The organism is Mycobacterium sp. E1715 (assembly GCF_001667625.1).
GTDB lineage: Bacteria > Actinomycetota > Actinomycetes > Mycobacteriales > Mycobacteriaceae > Mycobacterium.
In genome coordinates this window covers 1-18,718 of sequence record NZ_LZJJ01000177.1, presented here as the reverse complement: position 1 = coordinate 18,718, position 18,718 = coordinate 1, and the positions used below count along the sequence as shown (strand labels likewise).

Annotated in this window: 19 protein-coding genes and 3 pseudogenes; 12 read left to right on the top strand and 10 right to left on the bottom strand. The window is 69.0% G+C overall.

All coding sequences use genetic code 11. The annotated features are described in order from the left end of the window. A pseudogene (locus A9X03_RS28360) lies at window positions 1–358 on the top strand (sodium/calcium exchanger protein); the annotation flags it as partial. Here A9X03_RS28360 and A9X03_RS09895 read toward each other — a convergent pair. The 3 genes and pseudogenes from A9X03_RS09895 to A9X03_RS09885 all read right to left on the bottom strand — a co-directional run. Beyond that, window positions 351–1,073: pseudogene (locus A9X03_RS09895) on the bottom strand (sodium:proton exchanger); the annotation flags it as partial. The pseudogenes A9X03_RS28360 and A9X03_RS09895 sit on opposite strands and share 8 nt — an antisense overlap. Window positions 1,074–1,333: 260 nt before the next feature. After that, on the bottom strand, window positions 1,334–2,152 hold the full coding sequence (locus A9X03_RS09890; protein WP_067754160.1) for an SDR family NAD(P)-dependent oxidoreductase: 819 nt from the start codon (window positions 2,150–2,152) through the stop codon (window positions 1,334–1,336). Further along, the gene (locus A9X03_RS09885) at window positions 2,153–2,566 is read right to left on the bottom strand and encodes a nuclear transport factor 2 family protein (RefSeq protein ID WP_067754190.1); all 414 of its coding nucleotides are present in this window, start codon (window positions 2,564–2,566) and stop codon (window positions 2,153–2,155) included. It abuts the gene before it with no gap. 264 nt (window positions 2,567–2,830) lie between these two features. Here A9X03_RS09885 and A9X03_RS09880 point away from each other — a divergent pair, with 264 nt between their 5' ends. The 6 genes from A9X03_RS09880 to A9X03_RS09855 all read left to right on the top strand — a co-directional run bounded on the left by A9X03_RS09880 (window position 2,831) and on the right by A9X03_RS09855 (window position 8,743). After that, the gene (locus tag A9X03_RS09880) at window positions 2,831–3,694 is read left to right on the top strand and encodes an IclR family transcriptional regulator (RefSeq protein ID WP_067754154.1); all 864 of its coding nucleotides are present in this window, start codon (window positions 2,831–2,833) and stop codon (window positions 3,692–3,694) included. A gap of 9 nt (window positions 3,695–3,703) precedes the next feature. Beyond that, on the top strand, window positions 3,704–4,633 hold the full coding sequence (locus tag A9X03_RS30675) for a LysR family transcriptional regulator (RefSeq protein ID WP_068260827.1): 930 nt from the start codon (window positions 3,704–3,706) through the stop codon (window positions 4,631–4,633). 93 nt (window positions 4,634–4,726) lie between these two features. Next, complete coding sequence (locus A9X03_RS09870) at window positions 4,727–6,133, top strand: MmgE/PrpD family protein (RefSeq protein ID WP_067780796.1); 1,407 nt, start codon at window positions 4,727–4,729, stop codon at window positions 6,131–6,133. Window positions 6,134–6,178: 45 nt separating this feature from the next. Continuing rightward, window positions 6,179–6,943, top strand: coding sequence for a DUF2127 domain-containing protein (locus tag A9X03_RS09865; RefSeq protein WP_067760176.1), 765 nt, complete (start codon window positions 6,179–6,181; stop codon window positions 6,941–6,943). A 36-nt stretch (window positions 6,944–6,979) separates the two neighbouring features. Next, window positions 6,980–7,831: an SDR family oxidoreductase gene (locus tag A9X03_RS09860; protein ID WP_067760173.1), complete on the top strand. Its 852-nt coding sequence runs from the start codon at window positions 6,980–6,982 to the stop codon at window positions 7,829–7,831. Between the two features lie 300 nt (window positions 7,832–8,131). After that, entirely contained in the window at window positions 8,132–8,743 is a 612-nt protein-coding gene (locus A9X03_RS09855; protein WP_068260831.1) for a bifunctional 2-polyprenyl-6-hydroxyphenol methylase/3-demethylubiquinol 3-O-methyltransferase UbiG, read from the top strand. Here A9X03_RS09855 and A9X03_RS09850 read toward each other — a convergent pair. Further along, entirely contained in the window at window positions 8,723–9,262 is a 540-nt protein-coding gene (locus A9X03_RS09850) for a CGNR zinc finger domain-containing protein (protein ID WP_067760191.1), read from the bottom strand. The two genes, A9X03_RS09855 and A9X03_RS09850, sit on opposite strands and share 21 nt — an antisense overlap. Window positions 9,263–9,409: 147 nt before the next feature. On the opposite strand from A9X03_RS09850, the gene A9X03_RS09845 reads away from it, so the two are divergent. Together A9X03_RS09845 and A9X03_RS09840 are read left to right on the top strand one after the other, a co-directional pair. Further along, window positions 9,410–10,105 (top strand): SDR family oxidoreductase, encoded by a 696-nt coding sequence (locus A9X03_RS09845; RefSeq protein WP_067760168.1) that lies wholly within the window; start codon window positions 9,410–9,412, stop codon window positions 10,103–10,105. A 241-nt stretch (window positions 10,106–10,346) separates the two neighbouring features. After that, window positions 10,347–10,808, top strand: a complete 462-nt coding sequence (locus A9X03_RS09840) for an SRPBCC family protein (protein WP_067760166.1) — start codon at window positions 10,347–10,349, stop codon at window positions 10,806–10,808. Between the two features lie 29 nt (window positions 10,809–10,837). On the opposite strand, the gene A9X03_RS09835 is transcribed toward A9X03_RS09840, so the two are convergent. From A9X03_RS09835 to A9X03_RS09825, 3 genes are all read right to left on the bottom strand, one after another. Then, window positions 10,838–11,584: a methyltransferase domain-containing protein gene (locus A9X03_RS09835; protein WP_067760159.1), complete on the bottom strand. Its 747-nt coding sequence runs from the start codon at window positions 11,582–11,584 to the stop codon at window positions 10,838–10,840. A gap of 119 nt (window positions 11,585–11,703) precedes the next feature. Next, window positions 11,704–13,077, bottom strand: a complete 1,374-nt coding sequence (locus tag A9X03_RS09830) for an adenylate/guanylate cyclase domain-containing protein (RefSeq protein ID WP_068260824.1) — start codon at window positions 13,075–13,077, stop codon at window positions 11,704–11,706. Between the two features lie 40 nt (window positions 13,078–13,117). Continuing rightward, window positions 13,118–13,711 carry a TetR/AcrR family transcriptional regulator gene (locus A9X03_RS09825; RefSeq protein WP_067780804.1) on the bottom strand — a complete coding sequence of 198 codons (594 nt, stop codon included), beginning with the start codon at window positions 13,709–13,711 and terminating at the stop codon, window positions 13,118–13,120. 130 nt (window positions 13,712–13,841) lie between these two features. On the opposite strand from A9X03_RS09825, the gene A9X03_RS09820 reads away from it, so the two are divergent. After that, window positions 13,842–14,810 carry an oxygenase MpaB family protein gene (locus A9X03_RS09820; protein ID WP_067780807.1) on the top strand — a complete coding sequence of 323 codons (969 nt, stop codon included), beginning with the start codon at window positions 13,842–13,844 and terminating at the stop codon, window positions 14,808–14,810. On the opposite strand, the gene A9X03_RS09815 is transcribed toward A9X03_RS09820, so the two are convergent. Next, window positions 14,807–15,241, bottom strand: a complete 435-nt coding sequence (locus A9X03_RS09815) for an SRPBCC family protein (protein WP_067759866.1) — start codon at window positions 15,239–15,241, stop codon at window positions 14,807–14,809. The two genes, A9X03_RS09820 and A9X03_RS09815, sit on opposite strands and share 4 nt — an antisense overlap. Before the next feature lie 269 nt (window positions 15,242–15,510). Here A9X03_RS09815 and A9X03_RS09810 point away from each other — a divergent pair, with 269 nt between their 5' ends. Together A9X03_RS09810 and A9X03_RS09805 are read left to right on the top strand one after the other, a co-directional pair. Further along, window positions 15,511–16,602 (top strand): AMP-binding protein, encoded by a 1,092-nt coding sequence (locus A9X03_RS09810; protein ID WP_068260815.1) that lies wholly within the window; start codon window positions 15,511–15,513, stop codon window positions 16,600–16,602. A 35-nt stretch (window positions 16,603–16,637) separates the two neighbouring features. Further along, window positions 16,638–18,008, top strand: coding sequence for an aldehyde dehydrogenase family protein (locus tag A9X03_RS09805; RefSeq protein ID WP_068260829.1), 1,371 nt, complete (start codon window positions 16,638–16,640; stop codon window positions 18,006–18,008). 10 nt (window positions 18,009–18,018) lie between these two features. Here A9X03_RS09805 and A9X03_RS09800 read toward each other — a convergent pair whose 3' ends face one another. Next, on the bottom strand, window positions 18,019–18,564 hold the full coding sequence (locus A9X03_RS09800) for a VOC family protein (protein WP_082974461.1): 546 nt from the start codon (window positions 18,562–18,564) through the stop codon (window positions 18,019–18,021). Between the two features lie 20 nt (window positions 18,565–18,584). Further along, window positions 18,585–18,718, bottom strand: a pseudogene (locus A9X03_RS09795) (cutinase family protein); the annotation flags it as partial.

The window sequence follows — 18,718 nt, the reverse complement described above, 5'->3', positions numbered from 1 at the left end:
CGCCGCCGCCCTGGGGGAGCTGCCCGATCGAGGCCGGCGCATCGTCGTCGTCGGCCTCTTCCTGCTGTCCGGCGCGGTGATCCTGCTGTGCGCCAAGCCGTTCGCCGACAACTTGGTCGCCGCGGGCACCGAGCTGGGCATCGATCGTTTCCTGCTGGTCCAGTGGCTCGCCCCGCTGGCCTCCGAAGCGCCGGAGTTCATCGTCGCCACCATCTTCGCCGCCCGGGGCAAGGGCACGGCGGCCATCGCCACCCTGATCTCCTCGAAGGTCAACCAGTGGACGTTGCTGATCGGATCGCTGCCGATTGCCCACCTCCTCGGCGGCGGCGGCTTCGCACTGCAGCTCGACCCGCGCCGGACAGCAGGAAGAGGCCGACGACGACGATGCGCCGGCCTCGATCGGGCAGCTCCCCCAGGGCGGCGGCGGTCCCGATCAGGTCGGGTTCCTCCACGTCGCCGTGGCCGATCTTGTACAGGTAGAAGCCGAACCAGGCCAGCAGCGCGAGCCCGAGGCCGAAATGGATCTGGCCGCTCGCCGGGATCGCGAAGGCGATGATGCCGGCGATCAGCAGGAACCCGAGTTCGACGCGATTGGTCGGCTGCAGCGCCAGACCGGTGGCGTTCTTCGCGCCGGCCTTGCGGGCCACGACGATGCTCACCAGCACCACAACCGGCCAACCCAAACCCATCAGCAACCGGTTCGAGCCCGTCATGTTGGCCGCGGCGTACTGCGTGTACTCGGCGTTGTGGCCAGAGACGTAGGCGTAGTAGAGGTCGACCGCGTATTCGGGCAGCACCGCGATCAACGCCAGGATCGCCGTCGCCAGCCCGCCGGAGACATCGATCTGCGCGGTCTCCGCGGCCCAGGCCAGCAAGAAACTGGCCGACACGACCGCGGCGCCGTAGATCAGCAGGGCGGCGACTGGGTCGGGGTGCAACCCAACGATGCGGATGACCACCGCGGGGGCCACGAACGCCGCGGTGATCAATCCCGAGCGCGTCAGGGTGCGACGTCGCGACCGTTCTGCCGTCGCGGTGGCGCCCGCGGGCCTGTCGGTGGCGAGCATCGTCATCCTTCGATCGGGAGGGGTGGCGAATGGAGCGGCTGCTCCGCCTGGATTAGCCATGCCTAACGCCTCCCTAAACTACCCGCGAAGCGCGTCACCAGCAACGTCGTTGATCGGCGGAGCGTGGACGCACGCTGACGCATCTTTGCTGGCCAGGCGCGCGCCTGCGAAAAGTTAGGCAGGCCTGATCTCGAAGTTTGGCAAACCTTGCGAAGCGCAATCCATCCCCATGCAGTACGACGGCCCGCGAGCGGGGGAGGTTGCGACTAAGTGTCCGGCCCCATGGCCGCCGCCGCGGCCTGGGCGAACAGTTCGACGGCCTGGTTGCGGGTTAGCGACGCCAGCATTTGTTCGGCGGCGCGCATCATGTCGCCGACCATCAGTGTCGGCCCGTTGTCGAGGTTCCCGAACGCCTCGGCGATCACGTCGGTCACGGCGGCAGCGCCCGGCGGCACCTCGTCGAGCGACCCGATCTGTCCGCGGCTGTGCTCGAGTTGCCGCAACGCGGGGGTATCGGTCTTGCCCAGGATGAGGCCCAGGACGTCGACGCCCTTGTCGTGCAACTCGGCCCAGAGCGCTTCGGCGAACACCATGTCGAACGCCTTCGTCGCGCCGTAGGCGACCATGTTGGCCCCACCGGCCAGGCCGGCGCCGGACCCGAACAACACGATGCCGCCGCGGCCCCGCTCGACCATGGGACCGGCGAAGTGGTGGCACAACTGCATCGGCACCATGCAGTTGCGCTGCACCATCGCCTCGGCCACTCCGACCGGATTGGCCAGGAACGGCTCGAAGTTCGGGTCGGCGCCCGCGCAGTACACCAGGAAGCCCACCTCCAGGTCGCCGGTCGCCGCCGCGATCGCCGCCGCCGCGCCCGGTTCGGCGAGATCGATGGCGAGGGTGCGGGTGGACACCGACGTGTCGCCGCGGATCGCGGCCGCGACTTCGTCCAGGACGGCGTGCCGGCGGGCGATCAGCACGACGTTGACGCCCCGCTCGGCGAGCCCGCGCGCGAAGGCCGCGCCCACCCCGTCCGAGGCGCCGGCCACCAGCGCCCAGGGCCCGTACTTGGTTGCGAACGTCATCTAAGGGCTCCCGAATGTGGTGATGCGCACCGAAGTGAACCGACGCCGCGCAATACGCCAACCATCCCCGGTCCGCACGATCTCGTCGTCGTAGAAACCCCATGCGTTCACGCCGGATTGGTTGTCGCCGAACATGATCACCGCATCGACATAGGTGCGGGCCGATGCGTTGTCGCCGTTGACCGTGATGGCGTGGTTGGTCAGGCGGTGCAGGGTATGCCCGGCCGGCGCGTGGGTCATATCCATGAACTCCGTGACGGCGTCGACACCGGTCCACGACCCGATCTCCCCGTAGTCGAGCTCGCAGTCCGCGGTGAACACGGTGCGAAACAGCGGCCAGTCGCGCCGGTCTATCCCGGTGGCGTACCGCACCAGCAGCTCGGAGATGTCCTGGCGGTCTTCGCGTTCGGTCATGGCACGTCTCCGTTCGGATGGACGACGATGCGCGGCGGACGCGCAGATCGCGGTGCTCAGGGTGCGCAGCAACAGCTCGCCCGCCCCCGGCTGGGGGTCCGGCGTCTCGCGGACCTGCAACCGGCCGTCTCTCAACACCGCAGCGCGCAGAAGCGTTAGCTTTCTCTAATAATCGACATGTAATCTCGAATGTTCGCTCAACTCTAAATCGTGCGGTAAAGGAGTCAAGCCATCCGCGGAGCGACGTCTGCGCCGACGGCCCGGGTGCTCGATGTAGTCGAACTGCTGGCCCGGTCCGGGAATGCGCGGCTGCGGTTCTCCGACATCGTGCGCGAGCTCGACCTCACCCAGGCGACCGCGCACGCGATCCTGAAGACGTTGTGCGACCGGGGGTGGGCCAGCCGCGATCCGGTCGCCAAGACGTTCACCCTGGGTCCCGCGCTGGCCGTCGTGGCGGCGCGGACAGACACCGCCCGGCCGCTCGCGCATGCGGCCCGCTCCGCGGCGCTGCGGTTGTCCCGCGAGTTCGGCTACGCCTGCTCGGTGGTGGAGCGGTTCGGTGATTCGTTGGTGGTCACCGCGTTTGAGGGCGAGCCCGCCACCCAGCCGTCCGGGATACCCGGCGATCGCATCCCGTACGCACCGCCCTTCGGGGTCGCGCTCGCCGCCTGGGACGACGAGGACGAGCAACGAGCGTGGATCCGCCGCGGCGCGGGCGAGAACCCCGATCGCATCCGGCGCCTCGAGCAGGTGCTCGAGCGCACGCGTGAGCGCGGCTTCGACGTCGACTGGACGACGCCCGCGCTGGCCCAGGCCGCGCAGGTCGTCGGCACGCTGGACAGCGCCGAGATGCCGAAGCCGGTGCGCCACATCATGGATCAGTTGCGCGTCGAGTTCATCACGATCGGCTTCCTCTCCGACGACAACCCGGGCCGGCGCAAGCAACCCGTGGTGACCATCGCCGCGCCGGTGTTCGACGAACGGCAGGTGGCCCTGATGGTGGCCGTGCATCCGCTGTGCCCGCTGTCGGCGCGGCAGATCCGGCTCATCGGTAAACACCTGACCGACGAAACGACCGCCATCAGCGCGGGCCCGTCGCGACCCGACGCGGTCGAGCGCGCCGTCTAGGCTCCGCGTATGGAATTGCGGCAGCTGCGCTATTTCGTGGCGGTCGCCGAGGAGTTGCACTTCGGCCGGGCCGCGCAACGCGTCCACATCTCCGGGCCGGCGCTCTCGCAACAGATCATCGCCCTCGAGCGCGAACTGGGCGCGGACTTGCTCGTGCGTGACCGCCGCAGCGTTCGATTGACCGAGGCCGGGCGCACTTTTCTTCCGGACGCGCGCCGCATCCTGGCGCTGGCCGACGATGCCAAGCGCCGGCTCCAGCGGGCGGCCGCGCGCAGCACGCCGGTACGCCTCGGGTACGTCAGCTGGCTGCCCGAGGACCTCACCACCCTGGTGGGTTCTGCGGCGGACTTGCGCCTCGACGAATGGGTGTTGCCGTCGCATGCGCAAGCCGAACGCGTTGCCGAGGGCACCCTCGACGTCGCGCTGGCGTGGGTCACTGCCGACCAGGTCAGTCAGCTCGGCCTGGTGGCACACCTGGTGCGAACCGAGGCGCTGCGCGCGGTCCTGCCCGGCACTTCCTCGGCGGATCCCGTTGCCGCGCAACGGCTCAGCGTGCTTGTCGACGCCGACGAGTCGGCGTGGTCGTCGTGGAACCGATACGCCACCGAGTTCGCGGCGGCCGTGGGCGCCCGCGTCGTGCACATCGACGACGGCGGCATCACCGGGGATGCGTTTTACGCACACGTGCGCAAGGTGGGCGCGGCCGTGCTCGCATCACCGAAACGCCATACCGCGGCGCTGCCACCGAGTCTGGGGCAGCGCCCCGTCGCCGAGCCGATACCGCTGTGGACATGGTCGCTGCTGCACCGGCGCGACGACGAACGCGCCAGCGTGCGTGACGCCGTGGACGCGCTGCTCACGATCGCGCGCACCCGCGACTGGCCGGCCCCGCCCGCCGGCCGCTGGTGGGCCCCTGCCGGCGATCCCCACCTGCGGTGAGAACTCGCCCCGAACACTGGTAAGAGAACGGTCCTGGACGAGCGGGCCGGCGCCGCGCTTCAGTGGAGTGGTCGGCCCGGAAGGCGAAAAGTCATGGCAGAGAACTACGTTGTCGAGCAACTGGCCGGATTCGTCGTCGGCGCGGAGCAGGCGGACCTGACGGGACGGCCACGGGCGTTGCTCAAACGCAACGTGCTCGACAGCATCGCCTGCGCGGTCGGTTCCCTGGACGGGGAGCTGATTGCGACCGTTCGCGAGCACACCGACCAGTTCAGTGGCGCCCCGACCGCGACACTGGTGGGCGGGGGACGGGCGTCGGTGGACCAGGCCGCGTTCTTCAACGCGGTGCTGGTGCGGTATCCCGACCTCCTTGACACCTATCTGACGGTCGGGGGGCTGTGCCATCCCGCCGACAACTTCGGCGCGATCTTGGCCGTCGCCGAGCACACCGGCGCCAGCGGAGCCGACTTCCTGCTGGCCCTGGCGGTCGCCTACGAGGTGCAATGCCGATTCAGCGCCCGGGTGCCCGTGATGGCGCGGGGACTCAATCACGCGTTGCAGCTGTCGATGTCGGTGGCTGCCGGCGCGGCCAAGTTGCTTGGGTTGGGCGTCGACGAGACCGCCAACGCGATCGCGGCCGCGGCGACCGACAACGTGTCGCTGGCCACCGTGCACGCCGAACCGGTCTCGAACTGGAAGGGCATCTCACCGGCCATCACCGGCATGCGCGCCGTCTACGCGACCATGCTGGCCGCCCGCGGCGTCACCGGCCCGCGGTCGTTGTTCGAGGGCCCGCACGGCCTCGTCCAACTCTTCGATCAGCCGATCGATCTCGCGGCCGCCGACCGCGGGCTCGCCTGCGTCGAACGGACCTACTTGAAGCAGTACTGCTCACTGATTCACGGCCAGGTCGTCATCGACGCGATCTTGGCGTTGCGCGACGAGCACTCCCTGCGGGGCGAGGACATCGCGCGGGTAACCCTCGAGGTCTTCCAGGGCGCTTATGACTTCGCCGGCGGGGGAGCCTACGGCGCCAAGGATGAGCCCCGCACCAAGGAGCAGGCCGACTACAACCTCAAGTACTTGAGCGCGGTTGCACTCCTCGACGGCGGGGTGGGCCCCGAACAGCTGGAAACCGAGCGGGTGCGCCGCGCCGACGTGCAGGAGCTGTTGGCGCGCGTCGACGTCGAACCGGCTGCCGACCTGACCGCCGACTATCCGAAACGCACCGCGGCCCGGGTTCACCTGTCGACCCGGGACGGGCGCGAATTCCACCGTGAGCAAGCCGATTACGAGGGCTCGCCCACCCGGCCCATGTCGTGGGAACGCGTCATCGACAAGTTCGCCTGGCTGGCCGAACCCTTCTGCGGGGAAGCGTTGCGCGCCGACATCGTCGCGGCGGTCGATCACCTCGACGAGATCTCGGTCACCGACCTCACCGGTCTCCTGGCGGCGGTAAGCCCCCGCGCGCAACGGCCGCGGGCCAATCCGCGGTTCTGACGCGCCCTCTTGCGTTACCCGCCGCCGGCAGTGCGATGATCGGCCATGCGCAAAGATCAGGGCATCAATAGGTGGGAGTTGGTTACCTGCGCAATCGCGGGACACGCCACCTATGCGCCCGACGAACAGGATCTCGCCGCCCGGCTGAGCGGCACCACCGGACTTGGCGAGGTGTGGCGCTGCCTGCGTTGCGGTGAGTTCACCGTCGGCGCGCCACACGGGCGGGGACGCGCCGAAGATGCGCCGATGATCATGCGCGGCAAGGCTTTACGCCAGGCGATCATCATCCGGGCGCTCGCGGTGGAACGCCTGTTCCGCGCGGTGGTGATCGCGCTCGCCGCCTATGCGGTGTGGAAGTTTCGCGGAGCCCGGGGAGCCATCCAGGCCACCCTCGAACGCGACCTGCCGATCTTCCGCGCCGCCGGGTTCAAGGTCGACCAGATGACCATCGTGCACGAACTCGAGAAGGCGCTGGCCGCCAAACCCTCCACCCTGGCCTTGCTGACCCTGATGCTGACCGCCTACGCGCTGCTGGAGGTGGTGGAAGGTGTCGGTCTGTGGCTGCTGAAGCGCTGGGGTGAGTACTTCGCGGTGATAGCCACGTCGGTGTTCCTGCCCTTGGAGATTCACGACCTGGCCAAGGGCATCACGATGACCCGCGTGGTCACCTTCACCATCAACGTGGCCGCCGTGGTCTACCTGCTGTTCTCGAAACGCCTGTTCGGTTTGCGGGGCGGACGTGAAGCGTACGACGAGGAGCGACGGGGCGAGCAGCTGCTCGATGTCGAGAAGGCCGCCGCCAAAACCTGAGGCCCCAGGCCACCGCGGCTGGTAAGAACTAAGGCGATGGGCACTTATGCGGTCACCGGATCGGCATCCGGGATGGGCCACGAGACCGCGCAGCGGCTCAAGGCCGACGGGCACACCGTGATCGGCGTCGACATCAAAGACGCCGACGTCGTCGCCGACTTGTCGACGCCACAGGGGCGTCGGCAGGCCGCCGACGGCGTGCTGGCGGCCTCGGGCGGCAGACTCGACGGCGCGGTGCTGGCCGCCGGGCTCGGGCCCAGCCCCGGTCGAGAGCGGCTACGCCAGATCGGCGAGGTCAACTTCTTCGGCGTCGTCGAGCCGCTGGTCGCGTGGCGACCGGCGCTGGTCGCGGCCGAGAGCGCGAAAGTGGTTGTGGTGGCCAGTAACTCGGCGACGACGGTGCCCCTCGTCCCGCGCCGCGCGGTGAAGGCGTTCCTCGCGCATGACGCCGGCAAGGCCCTGCGAGCGGTGCGACCGTTCGGCCCGGCCGCGCCGACGATGATGTACGCGGCCTCCAAGATCGCCCTGAGTCGTTGGGTGCGGCGAAACGCGGTGCTGCCCGAGTGGGCGGGCGCGGGCGTGCGGCTGAATGCGCTGGCGCCCGGAGCCATCATGACGCCGTTGCTGCAGGAACAGCTCGCGACGCCCCGGCAGGCCAAGGCCGTCCGGTCCTTCCCCGTGCCAATCGGTGGCTTCGGCGAGGCGCGGCACATGGCCGAGTGGATGTGTTTCATGCTGTCCGAATCCGCCGAATTCCTCTGCGGCAGTGTCGTCTTCGTCGATGGCGGGACCGACGCCTACTTCCGGGCCGATGATTGGCCCAAGGCGCCACCCGCGCGGGGGCTGCCGGCCTACCTGCGGAAGTTCAGACGCCCGGCCAATGTGTGACAGCGCGCCGGCGCACGGGCGGCTGTGCGTAGGGCCACAAAATGGCTTTTCGTGGCGTTTACCCCGGCGCGGCGCGCCCGTAAAGCGGCCCCGGTGCAATTCAATGAATCGGCGCAACAGGCCGAACAGACGAAGGATCGAAACCGTGGCGACACTGCCCTCCTGGATCAGTCAGAGCCCTACCAATCTCGATGTCGTGACGCCGATCAAGGCGCGTGCCGGTTACGCGTTGCGGGTGGTGCTGAGAACCCGGCCAAGCCGCGCACGCGCCGTGAGGCTCATGCCACGGGGCGCGGAGCGCTGCTGAGGGCCGACCGCAGGCACGACTACTGGAACCACAACGCCGCGTATCACGGCTGGCTGGTCGACATCGCCGCGCGCCATCGCGGCGACGTCTTGGACGTGGGGTGCGGCGACGGGTTGCTCACCCGGCGGCTGGCCACGGTGTCGCGCAGCGTCGTCGGCATCGATGCCGACCCAACCGCGGTCGAACGGGCGATAGATCGGTTGCAATCCACCGACAATGCCTCGGTGCTCCTCGCCCGCTTCGAAGCCTTCGCGGCGGAGCCGCGCTCGTTCGACCTCATCACGTTCGTGGCCAGCCTGCATCATCTGCCCCTGCGCGAGACCCTGCAGAGGGCACGCGAAATGCTCACGCCCGCAGGGGAACTCGCCGTCGTGGGGCTGTCGGCCAACAAAACGGTCGCCGACTGGGCATGGGCCGCCCTGTGCACCCCCGCCGCGCGCGCAGGGTCGCTGCTGCACCGGGAGACTCGCAACATCGGCGTGGCCGTGGCCGATCCGCGGGAAAGTCTCCAGGAGATTCGCCGGGTGTCCGCCGACGTGCTACCGGAAGCAACGATCCGGCGGGGCCTCTACTACCGCTACCGCCTACTGTGGCGGAACCGCTAGGCCCATCGCGCGCTCGCGTTCCCGTCGACGGGCCCGCGAAGCGCGCAGATTGGCGGCGTTACCGCACGTCTTGACGTCGTGCCAGACCCCACTGTTGTTCTTGGAGCGGTCGTAGAACGTCGACCCGCAGTGGTGGTTGTGGCACCGCTTGACGCGCCGCCAGGTATCGGCGTGCTGGCTCAGCAGAATCTCGGCCCACAGCGCCGACGCCAGCCAGCGCCACCCGGCGCCGCTGGGCTCCAGTCGGACCGCCCCGGCGTCGGAGACCACCAGGGCCGCGGGAATGGCGCCTCGTCCGCCCGTCGTCTCGCCGCTCACCAGTGCATCGATGGTGTCCCGCAACGAGCGCAGCTTGGTCAAATCTGCGTCGTCGAGCTTGGGCGGCGGTAGCACCTCGCCGCGGGTGGTCGACCAGTTACGCACCGCGCCCGCGACCCAGTCGCGGGCGACCGCGGTGTCAGCCAGCAGGTCCGGGCCATAGCCCGCGATCCCCCTGGTGTTGAGGAAGTCCTGGACCAATGCCAGGCCGCCGGGCGCCGGGGTGATGCCGTACCGCTGTGACGCAGCCCATGAAATAGACATAACTAAAAGATACTTGACTATGTCGACACCGGCAACTACGGTGACAGAAACAAATTTGGTTTACCTACGTCAGGAGTCTGGATCATGGTCAACATCAAAGGGTCGACGGTCGTAGTTACCGGCGGACAGCGCGGGCTGGGCAAGGCCATCGTGGACGAGTTGTTGGAGCGGGGCGCGGCCAAGGTCTATGCGACGGCGCGGGCGCCCAAACCCAGCGCGGACCCGCGCGTGGTCAGCGCCGAGTTGGACGTGACCGATGCGGACTCCGTTGCGGCTCTGGCAGCTTCGGCTTCGGACGCCGAGATCGTCATCAACAACGCGGGTGTCCTCGGCGCGGCGAAGCTGCTCGACAGCGACATCGAGGAAGTGCGCGCGGTGTTCGAGACCAACTACTTCGGTGCGCTGCGCGTCGCCAAGGCCTTCGCGCCGATCCTGGCCGCCAACGGTGGCGGCGCGCTGGTCGACATCGCCTCGATCCTGTCCTGGATGCCCGGCTCCGGCGGGTACGGCGACTCCAAGGCGGCGCTGTGGTCGACGACGAATACGCTGCGGATCGAACTCGAAAAGCAGGGCACCCTGGTGGTCGCCGCGCACCTCAGCTTCACCGACACCGAGATGGCGTCCGGCTTCGACGCACCAAAGAACGACCCGCGTCAGGTGGCGCACGCAATCGTCGACGGTATCGAAGGGGGCGAGCCCGAGGTGCTGGCCGACGACGACACCCGCTACGTGAAGGCGGCGCTGTCCGGGCCGGTCGAGGCGCTGCCCCGGATGCCGTAGGCATGAGGGTCTGCCCGAAGGCAGTTCCCCGTCTTAAGACGGTGGGTCAATCAGGCCCTTGCGGATGGCCTCGCCCAAAAATGGGCTTGCTGCACTTCGGGCAGACCACCGGGTTGCCCCGGCATCCACCACGGTCGCACCCCGCCGGCCGGTAGCTCGACGGTCGAAGGTCCTCAACGCTTCGGCCGAAGGTCACATTCACACCGCGGCGGCGCTCCGGTGGACGTGTTTGGATAGCGGTATGTCGGACATGGAAATCGAAGGCATCGTGAGCGCCACGCGCGTCATCGCGGCCAACGCCGCGCGGATCTTCGAGCTGATCGCTGACCCCGCGCGCCAGCCGAGCTGGGACGGCAACAACAACCTCGCCTCGTCCGCCCCGGGCCAACGAGTCCGCGCCGTCGGGGACGTGTTCACCACGAAGCTGACCAATGGCGCCGTGCGGGAGAACCACGTCGTGGAATTCGTCGAAGGCAGCAAAATCGCCTGGTGCCCAGCCGAACCCAGAAAACAGCCGCCCGGTCACCTGTGGCGCTGGGAGCTCAGCCCGGTGAACGCCGAACTCACCACGGTGACCCACACCTACGATTGGACGGGGCTGACCGACGCCAGCCGCCTGGAACGCGCTCGCGCGACGACGCCGGAGATGTTGCGCGAATCGATGGACCGGCTCGCCACGGTCGCACAGAACCCCGACTCGTGAGGCCACGGCCGCTGTGAAACGCGACTGACTCAGCCGTTCTTACCCCGCACCCACTGGACCGTGCCGTAGTTCTTCACGCGCACGCTCACGAATCCCTGGCCTTCCAGGATGTCGCCGATCTCGTCCTCGTCGAAGACATGCGCCCCCACGTTCGGCAGCTTCTGGAACAGCCGGGCGGCCGGACCGACGGTGGGCACCATGACGGCCAGCCTGCCGCCCGGTCGTAGCACCCGCGCCATCTCGCCCAGCGCGGTCTCCGGATGGGGAATCAGCTGCAACACGGCCGTCGAGATGACCGCGTCGACCGTGTCGTCGCGCAGCGGAAGTCGTTGTGCGTCAGCCCGGATGAAGCCGACCTGCGGTCCGGCCTCGTTGCGGACGGCGCGCGCCAGCATGGGCTCGGAGATGTCGACCCCCAGCGCGAGCCCGCCCGGGCCGGCCGCGCGTGCCAGCGACGCGGTCACGTTACCCGGGCCCGAGCCGACATCGAGCGCTGTGCCGCCGGGCGGGATGTTCAACCACTCGAGCGGTGTCTGCCACGCGCTGATCAACCGCCGCGACAGGGCTTGGGCGTTGTCGTAGAGCATCGATCCGATCGGTGATGCCCACGCCGCCTGGATCGGGCCGGTGTTCTTGGCGACGCCGTTGCCCTCGTCGGATCCGCTACCGAGCAGATCCAGATAACCCTTGCTCACATCGGGATTCGCCGGCGGATCGGCCAGCAGCTCCAGCGCTCGACGCAGCGCGGGGGGCAACGAGACGTGCACGTCGGTCATGCGCACTCCTTCGACCAAATACCAAGCCGTACGCCGGAATCGGGGATCGGGCCGCCGGAAGAAGGCCCCCTGGCGGCCCCTACCCCGCCACTACGCAGCGTACGCCGAGCCGCACTCGGTCACCGCCTGACGGCGGCGTGCTCGCGCACCAGCGAGTACAACCGCCACTGGCCCGGCACGCCCTTGAGTGCTGTCTCGCCGCGGTCGCCGAAGCGGTGCCGCGATCCGGTGACGATGTCGCGGAGCGTGGAGGACACCAGCACCTCGCTGGGGCCGGCGAGGGCGGCCACCCGGGCGCCGATGTGTACGGCCATGCCGGCGACGTCGTTGCCGCGCACCTCGACTTCACCGGCGTGGATGCCCACCCGCACCTCAATGCCCAGCACGCGGACCGCGTCGACGATGGCGTCGGCGCACGCGATCGCGGCGCTCGGGCTGCTGAACGTCGCGACGAAGCCGTCCCCGGCCGTGTTGACTTCTCGCCCGGAGAATCGCAGCAGTTCGTGCCGAACGAGGGTGTCGTGGTTGTCGAGCAGGTCGCGCCAGCGTCGGTCGCCGAGCAGCGCGGCACGCTCGGTGGAGCCGACGATGTCGGTGAACACGATCGTCGTGAGCAGGCGCTCGGCGTCGGAGGCGCCGCGCACGCCGGTGATGAATTCCTCGATCTCGTCGAGGACGGGGGCGGTGTCGCCGACCCAGTACAGGGTGTCCCCGCCCGGGCACTCGACCAGGCGTGCGCCGGGGATGTGTTCGGTCAGGTAGTGGGCGTGCTCGACGGGGCTGAAGGCCTGGTTGTCGCGGTGCAGGATCAGGGTCGGGACGGCGATACGGGGAAGCCGGTCGCGGACGTCGCCCTCCCTGACCTTGTTGATGAACGCGCGGGCCATGCTGGGCGACGCCGCCCGGTTGCCGGCCATGTCCCACCACGACCTGAACGCGGCGTCGCCCGCCACGGAGGGCGCGATGATGCCGAGCATGTCGAACCCTTGCTCGACGGCGTCCGGCTCCATCCCGACCGTCGTGAAGCGGTCGGCGTCGTCGAGGTCGCTGCCGATGGGGTAATCGGGCCCACGCAGCGTGCGCGCCGCGCCGTTTGCAATCACCAGGCTGTTCACCCGCTCGGGATGGTCGGCCGCCAGAACAATCCCGGCCAGCGACGTGAAACCCGGGGCGAAGATCGTCACCCGCTCGCATCCCACCGCGTTCATGACCGCGATCGCGTCCTGCGCCCACGATTCCGGGCCGAGCATGTCCGCGGGCACCCGCGACGACAGGCCGATGCCGCGCTGGTCGAACCGGATCACCCGGCAGAACGACGCGAGCCGGCGATGGAACCGGTACATCGACGGCTCGAGGTCGACGCAGTCGATCGGGATCAGCGGGCCCGGCAGCACGAGCAGGTCGATCGGACCATCGCCGAAGACCTGATAGGCGATGTCGATCTCGCCGCAACTGGCGTACCGGGTTCGCGGAGCCGCAGAACTCCCAGCCACGCATCCAGGCTAGTGCAGGTCACCGACACGCCGGAACCGCTCAGCGGCGGATGATCGGCACGAGGTAACGGGCGGCGTACTCGCGGACGGCCGCGGGGTCTGACGTGTCGAGGCGGTCGGTGGGAAACACGATGATGCCGAGCGCGACGCGAAGCAGGATGTCGGCGATGTTGGACAGGTCGCGGTCGGGAATGTCGGTCCCGCAGCGGCGCAGGGTGTGGGCGATGCCGTCGGCGAACTGCCCGATGGGGAAGGCCCGCGATCGGGAGAACATGCCCAACAGCTCGGGTTCGCTCTCGGCGATCCGCGAGTACAGCTTCGAGTCGTGGACCAGGCGCACGCCCAGCGCGAACGCCTCGACCACGGCCTGCTGCGGATCGCAGCCGGTGGTCGCGCGGTCCAGCGTGCTGAAGAAGGATTCGGCCTCGCGCCGCACCACGTGTCCGAACAGGTCGTCCTTGGTGGGAAAGCGCCGGTACACGGTGCTGCGGCTGACGCCCGCGCGGGCCGCGACGTCTTCGATGTTGGCCCGGCGCACGCCGTAGGTCTCGAAGACGGCGCGCGCGGTGTCCAGGATGGTGCGGTCGACGTCGCTCAGCGCCGCGTCCGCGTCGGGCTGCGTGGCTGTCCGCATCGCCTCAACTCCTCGAATGACCGCCCGGTATGCGATCGGCGCGACCGGTTGCTAGGCTGTTGAAACAAAGATACGGTTTTGTGTCATTGATTCGCAAGGGCATGGCGGCTGAGGCCGCGGGGAGGGGAGCATGACCACCCACAACGACGGGTTGGCGGCCGCCCCCACCCCTTTCACGGCGGGAACCCGCTTCGACACCGGGGTGCGGGAGGCGTTGCCCATGCCGGTAGACGGGCCTGCCGGGGCCGCCGGCGCGCGGCTCGGACCGGAGTCGTTGACCTGGAAGTTCTACGGGGACAACCGCACCCAGTTCTTCGGGTTCCAGCGCACGGCGGGCGTGGAGAACTGCATCGAACAACTCGCCCAGGGCGTGCTCGACCACTCGGTGGTCTTCAGCGACACGTTAGGTCGGGCGAAGCGGACCGCGCCGCCGCTGATGAAGACCGTCTACTCCGACGAGCCACGCGAGTGGGGCCGCAAGGTGCGCGACTTCCACAAGACGATCAAGGGCACCATCAGCGACGGGTCGAGGTATCACGCGCTGAATCCCGAACTCTTCTACTGGGCACACGCCAGCTTCGTCGATCAGGTCATCTACAACACCGACACGTTCATCCGCCGGCTGTCGCACGCGGAGAAGGAGCGGATCTTCGACGAGGGCAAGGTGTGGTACAGCCTCTACGGCGTCAGCGACCGCGGCCAGCCGCAGACCTACGACGAGTTCCTCGCCTACTGGGACGAGATGCTCGAGCGGTTCGTCCCGCACAAGACCGTCCTGTACGGGACCGGCTACATCAGGAAGGGAATCCCGGGCCCGCGCTGGATTCCCGGCCCGGTTTGGAAGGTGCTGTCCGCCCCGCTGAACGCCTATACCCGCCTGGTGTTGGTCGGGACTATGCCGCAGCAGATGCGCGAGGTCTGCCAACTGGAGTGGAATGCGAAGAAAGAGAGGCGATTCCAACGGTTCGCGGCCGCCATGCGCGCGCTCAACCCGCTGATCAACCGGCTGCCCATCGGCGCGATCTACACCCCGTGGGCGGCAACCGCGTGGCGGCGGTCGGGCGTCGACCCGCGCCGGCTACACAACCGCGCGGCTTAGCTGCGACGCTCGGCGGCGGCGACGCCGCCCTTGAGGAGCTCGTCGATGACCTTCTTGAACACCGGCAGCATCAGCCGGTCAGCACCGGGGATTTTCAGCGTTGACCGTAGATGCCAGCTGACCTCGGTTCCAGTGTCTGTTTCGCGCAGCCGGATCGTGCCGATGTGATCGCGCGTCGGTGCGCCCGAGAGCATCTTGTACGCGTAGCGGGTGGGCCGCTCATACTCGATGATCTCCTCGACGAACGGGGGCCCGATCGCCACCAGACGTCTGATCGCACCGACACCGTTCGGAGCGGGGGTTCCCTCGCGATCAAGCGTGCTGCGTCGGAACAGCCGCGTGTGCCGGGCGATCGCGCGGTGGTCGGTCATGGCGTCGAACACGGTCTCGATCGGCGCTCTCGCGGTTCGGGTGAGGGTGAACTCGATCATTCGCACTCCGCGCTACCGATAAGCCACGCCGGTATGCCGTTGTCCGCCGCCATGATCCGTCCCCTTCCGCTACAGAGAACATAGCCTCAGGGCCGCAGCGCATAAAGGTCACACCCGACCGTCGGCGCAAAGCAGACTCAGCCGCGGGACCGCACACCCGTGTTGCCAAAGTGAACGGCGGGTACACAGCGCCGAAACTCCCTGCGAAGTAAGCCAATACGGTGGCAGACGCTTGGTGATCGGGTGCGGATGGGCAAGGATCTCTTGACATGGCCGATGTCGATTTTTCGCTCCTGGACGTTCCGCGTTCGGAACCGCTCGAGGACCCGGAGGCCTACCTGCGCGCGGCGATGGCCTGGCACTTCGGGGAGGACACCGGTTCGGCATTCTGGTTGCGGACCGCTGCGACGCTCGACTTCGATCCGATGACCGACGTCAAAACGTTCACCGATCTGCGACTGTTCCCCAACCTCGTCAACGAACTGCGCACGGTCCCGGTCGAGGACCTCATCCCCCGCGGCTACGGGCAGCCACCGCCGGTGCCGCAGATATTCGAGTCCGGCGGAACCACGGGCGCGCCGAAAAGGACCGTGCAGCTTCCGGATTGGATCGCACAGGTGGTTCGGTGGCAGACCGAGGACTTCGCCACCGGCGGGTTCCGCCGGGGCCAGGGCTTCTTGTGCCTGATGCCGAGCGGGCCGCACGGGGTGGGTTATTTCTCGCGGCTGGTCGCCGAGCGCCTCGGTGCGGTCTTTCACGGCATCGACATCGATCCGCGCTGGGTCAAGAAGGTCGCCGCGCGCGGCGCGGCCTCCGAGGTGGACGCCTACGTCGACCACGTCGTCGAGCAGGCCCTGTTCGTGCTGCGGACGCAGAATGTCGCGAACCTGCACACCACCCCGCCGCTGCTGGAGGCCATGGCCCGCGACGACCGGGTGGTGGATCTGCTGAACGACAAGATCCGCTACCTGTTGCTCAGCGGAGCGCACGTGGACGCCGACACCCTCGACCTGCTCCGCGACCTCTTCCCGGCGACGACGATCACGATGGCGTTCGGCAGCACGATGGTGCTCTCCCAGGCGGTTACCCGTGTCGACGGCGACGCGTTCGTGTTCGACCCGCGGACACCGTACGTGGTGTTCTGGGTGGTCGATCCCGACACGGGCGAGCCGGTGCCGTACGGGGAGACCGGTCAGGTGGTGATGAACCACATCAGCAAGGGCATGTTCATCCCGAACAACCTGGAGCGCGACCTCGCGGTCAGGATGCCCGGGCCTGCGGCCGATCTCAGCGACTCCGTCAGTGCGGTGCGGCCGGTTTCCACCTTCGAGGGCGAGGCCGTCATCGAAGGGGTGTACTGAGCATGCCCGCCGAAGTGCCCGGTGTCGCAGCCGATTTGGTGGCGATCGACGCGCTCGGCCCCGACGGGGAGTACCGGACCCGCCGTCGAGAGGTCATCACCACGACGGCCGGCGCCGCGGTAGCCGAGCTGAGCCTCGTGCCGCCGCTGTATGTCGCGCGCACCCTGGCCGCCCAACGCAACCTGACCCCGCTCCCGGCCGGCCGTCGCGCGGCGGCGCTGTCGGACGCCGCCGACGTCTTCACGGGCGGGGTGATCGCCGGCCTCGACTTCGAGGCGTATGTCGTTCTGGCGAGCCGGATTTCGGGCCTGCCCATCGGGGTCACCCGCGCCGGGGCGCGGGGCGTGGCCGACGCCGTCGGCGGCGCGTTCGACGCGGTCCGTCCGGCCCGGCCGGTGGGGGCGGCACTCGATTGGCGCGACGAAGGCATCCGTCGCGGTGGCGCGGTCTGGGTGCGGCGCGGGCAGGTGTTCGCCGTGCACGCCGCCGGAAACGGTCCCGGCGTGCACGGCCTGTGGCCGCAAGCGCTCGCGCTCGGCTATCGCGTCGCGGTGCGCCCGTCGCGCCGCGAGCCGCTGACCGCGCACCGGCTGGTGCATGCCCTGCGGCGGGCGGGTTTCCGTCACGGGGACGCCGTATATCTACCCACCGATCACGCCGGCGCCGACGAGATCATCTCCTCGGCGGATCTGGCGATGGTGTACGGGGGTCAGGACGTGGTGGACAAGTACGCTGCCGACCCGGCGGTGATCGTCAACGGGCCGGGACGCGCCAAGATCCTGATCACGGCCGATCGGGATTGGCGCGACCACATCGACGTCATCGTCGACTCGATCGCCAACCTCGGGGGCATGGCTTGTGTCAACACCACCGCCGTGCTGTGTGAGGGCGATCCTGCCCCGCTGGCCGAAACGATCGCCCGGCGACTGGCGGAGATCGAGCCGCTACCCACCGACGACGAACGGGCGATCCTGCCCACCCGGCGGCTCGACCAAGCCCGGGCCCTGGCGGACTTCCTGGCGGCGAGGGCCGCCGGGTCGACCCCGGTGCTCGGCGCCGATCAGGTGGTGGCCGACCTCGGCGACGGCTACGCCGCGCTGCGCCCGGCGGTGCACCTATTGGCCGAACCCGTCCCGGACACGCTCAACGTCGAGCTGCCCTTCCCCTGTGTTTGGGTCTCACCGTGGTCGCCCGGCGCCGGCCTGGAACCCTTGCGGCGGTCGCTGGTCGTCACCGCGATCACCGGCGACCAACGGCTGGTCGACGAGCTGCTCGCCGAACCGACCGTCGGCAACGTCTACGTCGGCCCGCACCCGACGTGGTACGCGGCGCCCGGCATCCCGCACGACGGCTTCCTGGCGGACGCGCTGATGCGCAACAAAGGCTTCGTCGCGGACGGCCCCTGACGCGACCGATTCAGGCGCCGGCCGGGCCGTCGCCATCCGGGCGGGGCACCAGGGTGGGCGGAACCAGCTGCCCCGGTTGGGGCCAGTTGCCGAACGCCTCGGCGTAGCTGTGGCTCATCACCTCGAGCACCGTGCCCCAGGGGTCGGTGGCGTAGGCCAGCACCCACGGTCGCCCGGGCACGAATTCGTACGGCTCCGCCAGCAGCGTGCCACCGTGCTCGACGACCCGGTCGACCGTGGCCGCGACATCGGGGTGCGTGATGCACAGATGCCACCAGCCGCGGTCGAACCACGGCTGCCGCTCCCGCGGCCGGCCCGGGTCCCGCGTCGGCGGGTCGACGAACTGGAAGAGCTCGATGCCCACGGAGTTGCCGGTGAGCAGATGCGCCTGCCAGGCCCGGCGGAACCGGCTGCCGAACACCGAGGCCGCCTCCGGGTGGCCGGCACCCTCGAGCACCCGCGGGCCCATGATGCAGCGGAACCCGAATACCTCGCCGTACCAGTCGATCGCGGCGTGAATGTCCGGGACCGTCAACCCGACGTGGTTGACGGCCAGTGCCGCCGGGCGCCCGTCGCTCAGCTTCCGAAGCCACCTCTACCGCTCGAGACGGTCGAGGCGCCGCTGGTGCCTGCGTCGAGGTGGCTGGAGGCGAAGGCGACGCCCTTGTCGATCATGGCGCCGTCGTCGGCGTAGGTGTTGTGGGCGGAGA

What these genes read in the sequence shown, in the direction of transcription:
- A9X03_RS09890 (WP_067754160.1), bottom strand. Translation starts at nt 2,152, where the DNA reads ATGACGTTCGCAACCAAGTACGGGCCCTGGGCGCTGGTGGCCGGCGCC.
- A9X03_RS09885 (WP_067754190.1), bottom strand. Translation starts at nt 2,566, where the DNA reads ATGACCGAACGCGAAGACCGCCAGGACATCTCCGAGCTGCTGGTGCGG.
- A9X03_RS30675 (WP_068260827.1), top strand. Translation starts at nt 3,704, where the DNA reads ATGGAATTGCGGCAGCTGCGCTATTTCGTGGCGGTCGCCGAGGAGTTG.
- A9X03_RS09870 (WP_067780796.1), top strand. Translation starts at nt 4,727, where the DNA reads ATGGCAGAGAACTACGTTGTCGAGCAACTGGCCGGATTCGTCGTCGGC.
- A9X03_RS09865 (WP_067760176.1), top strand. Translation starts at nt 6,179, where the DNA reads ATGCGCAAAGATCAGGGCATCAATAGGTGGGAGTTGGTTACCTGCGCA.
- A9X03_RS09860 (WP_067760173.1), top strand. Translation starts at nt 6,980, where the DNA reads ATGGGCACTTATGCGGTCACCGGATCGGCATCCGGGATGGGCCACGAG.
- A9X03_RS09845 (WP_067760168.1), top strand. Translation starts at nt 9,410, where the DNA reads ATGGTCAACATCAAAGGGTCGACGGTCGTAGTTACCGGCGGACAGCGC.
- A9X03_RS09840 (WP_067760166.1), top strand. Translation starts at nt 10,347, where the DNA reads ATGTCGGACATGGAAATCGAAGGCATCGTGAGCGCCACGCGCGTCATC.
- A9X03_RS09835 (WP_067760159.1), bottom strand. Translation starts at nt 11,584, where the DNA reads ATGACCGACGTGCACGTCTCGTTGCCCCCCGCGCTGCGTCGAGCGCTG.
- A9X03_RS09825 (WP_067780804.1), bottom strand. Translation starts at nt 13,711, where the DNA reads ATGCGGACAGCCACGCAGCCCGACGCGGACGCGGCGCTGAGCGACGTC.
- A9X03_RS09820 (WP_067780807.1), top strand. Translation starts at nt 13,842, where the DNA reads ATGACCACCCACAACGACGGGTTGGCGGCCGCCCCCACCCCTTTCACG.
- A9X03_RS09815 (WP_067759866.1), bottom strand. Translation starts at nt 15,241, where the DNA reads ATGATCGAGTTCACCCTCACCCGAACCGCGAGAGCGCCGATCGAGACC.
- A9X03_RS09810 (WP_068260815.1), top strand. Translation starts at nt 15,511, where the DNA reads ATGGCCGATGTCGATTTTTCGCTCCTGGACGTTCCGCGTTCGGAACCG.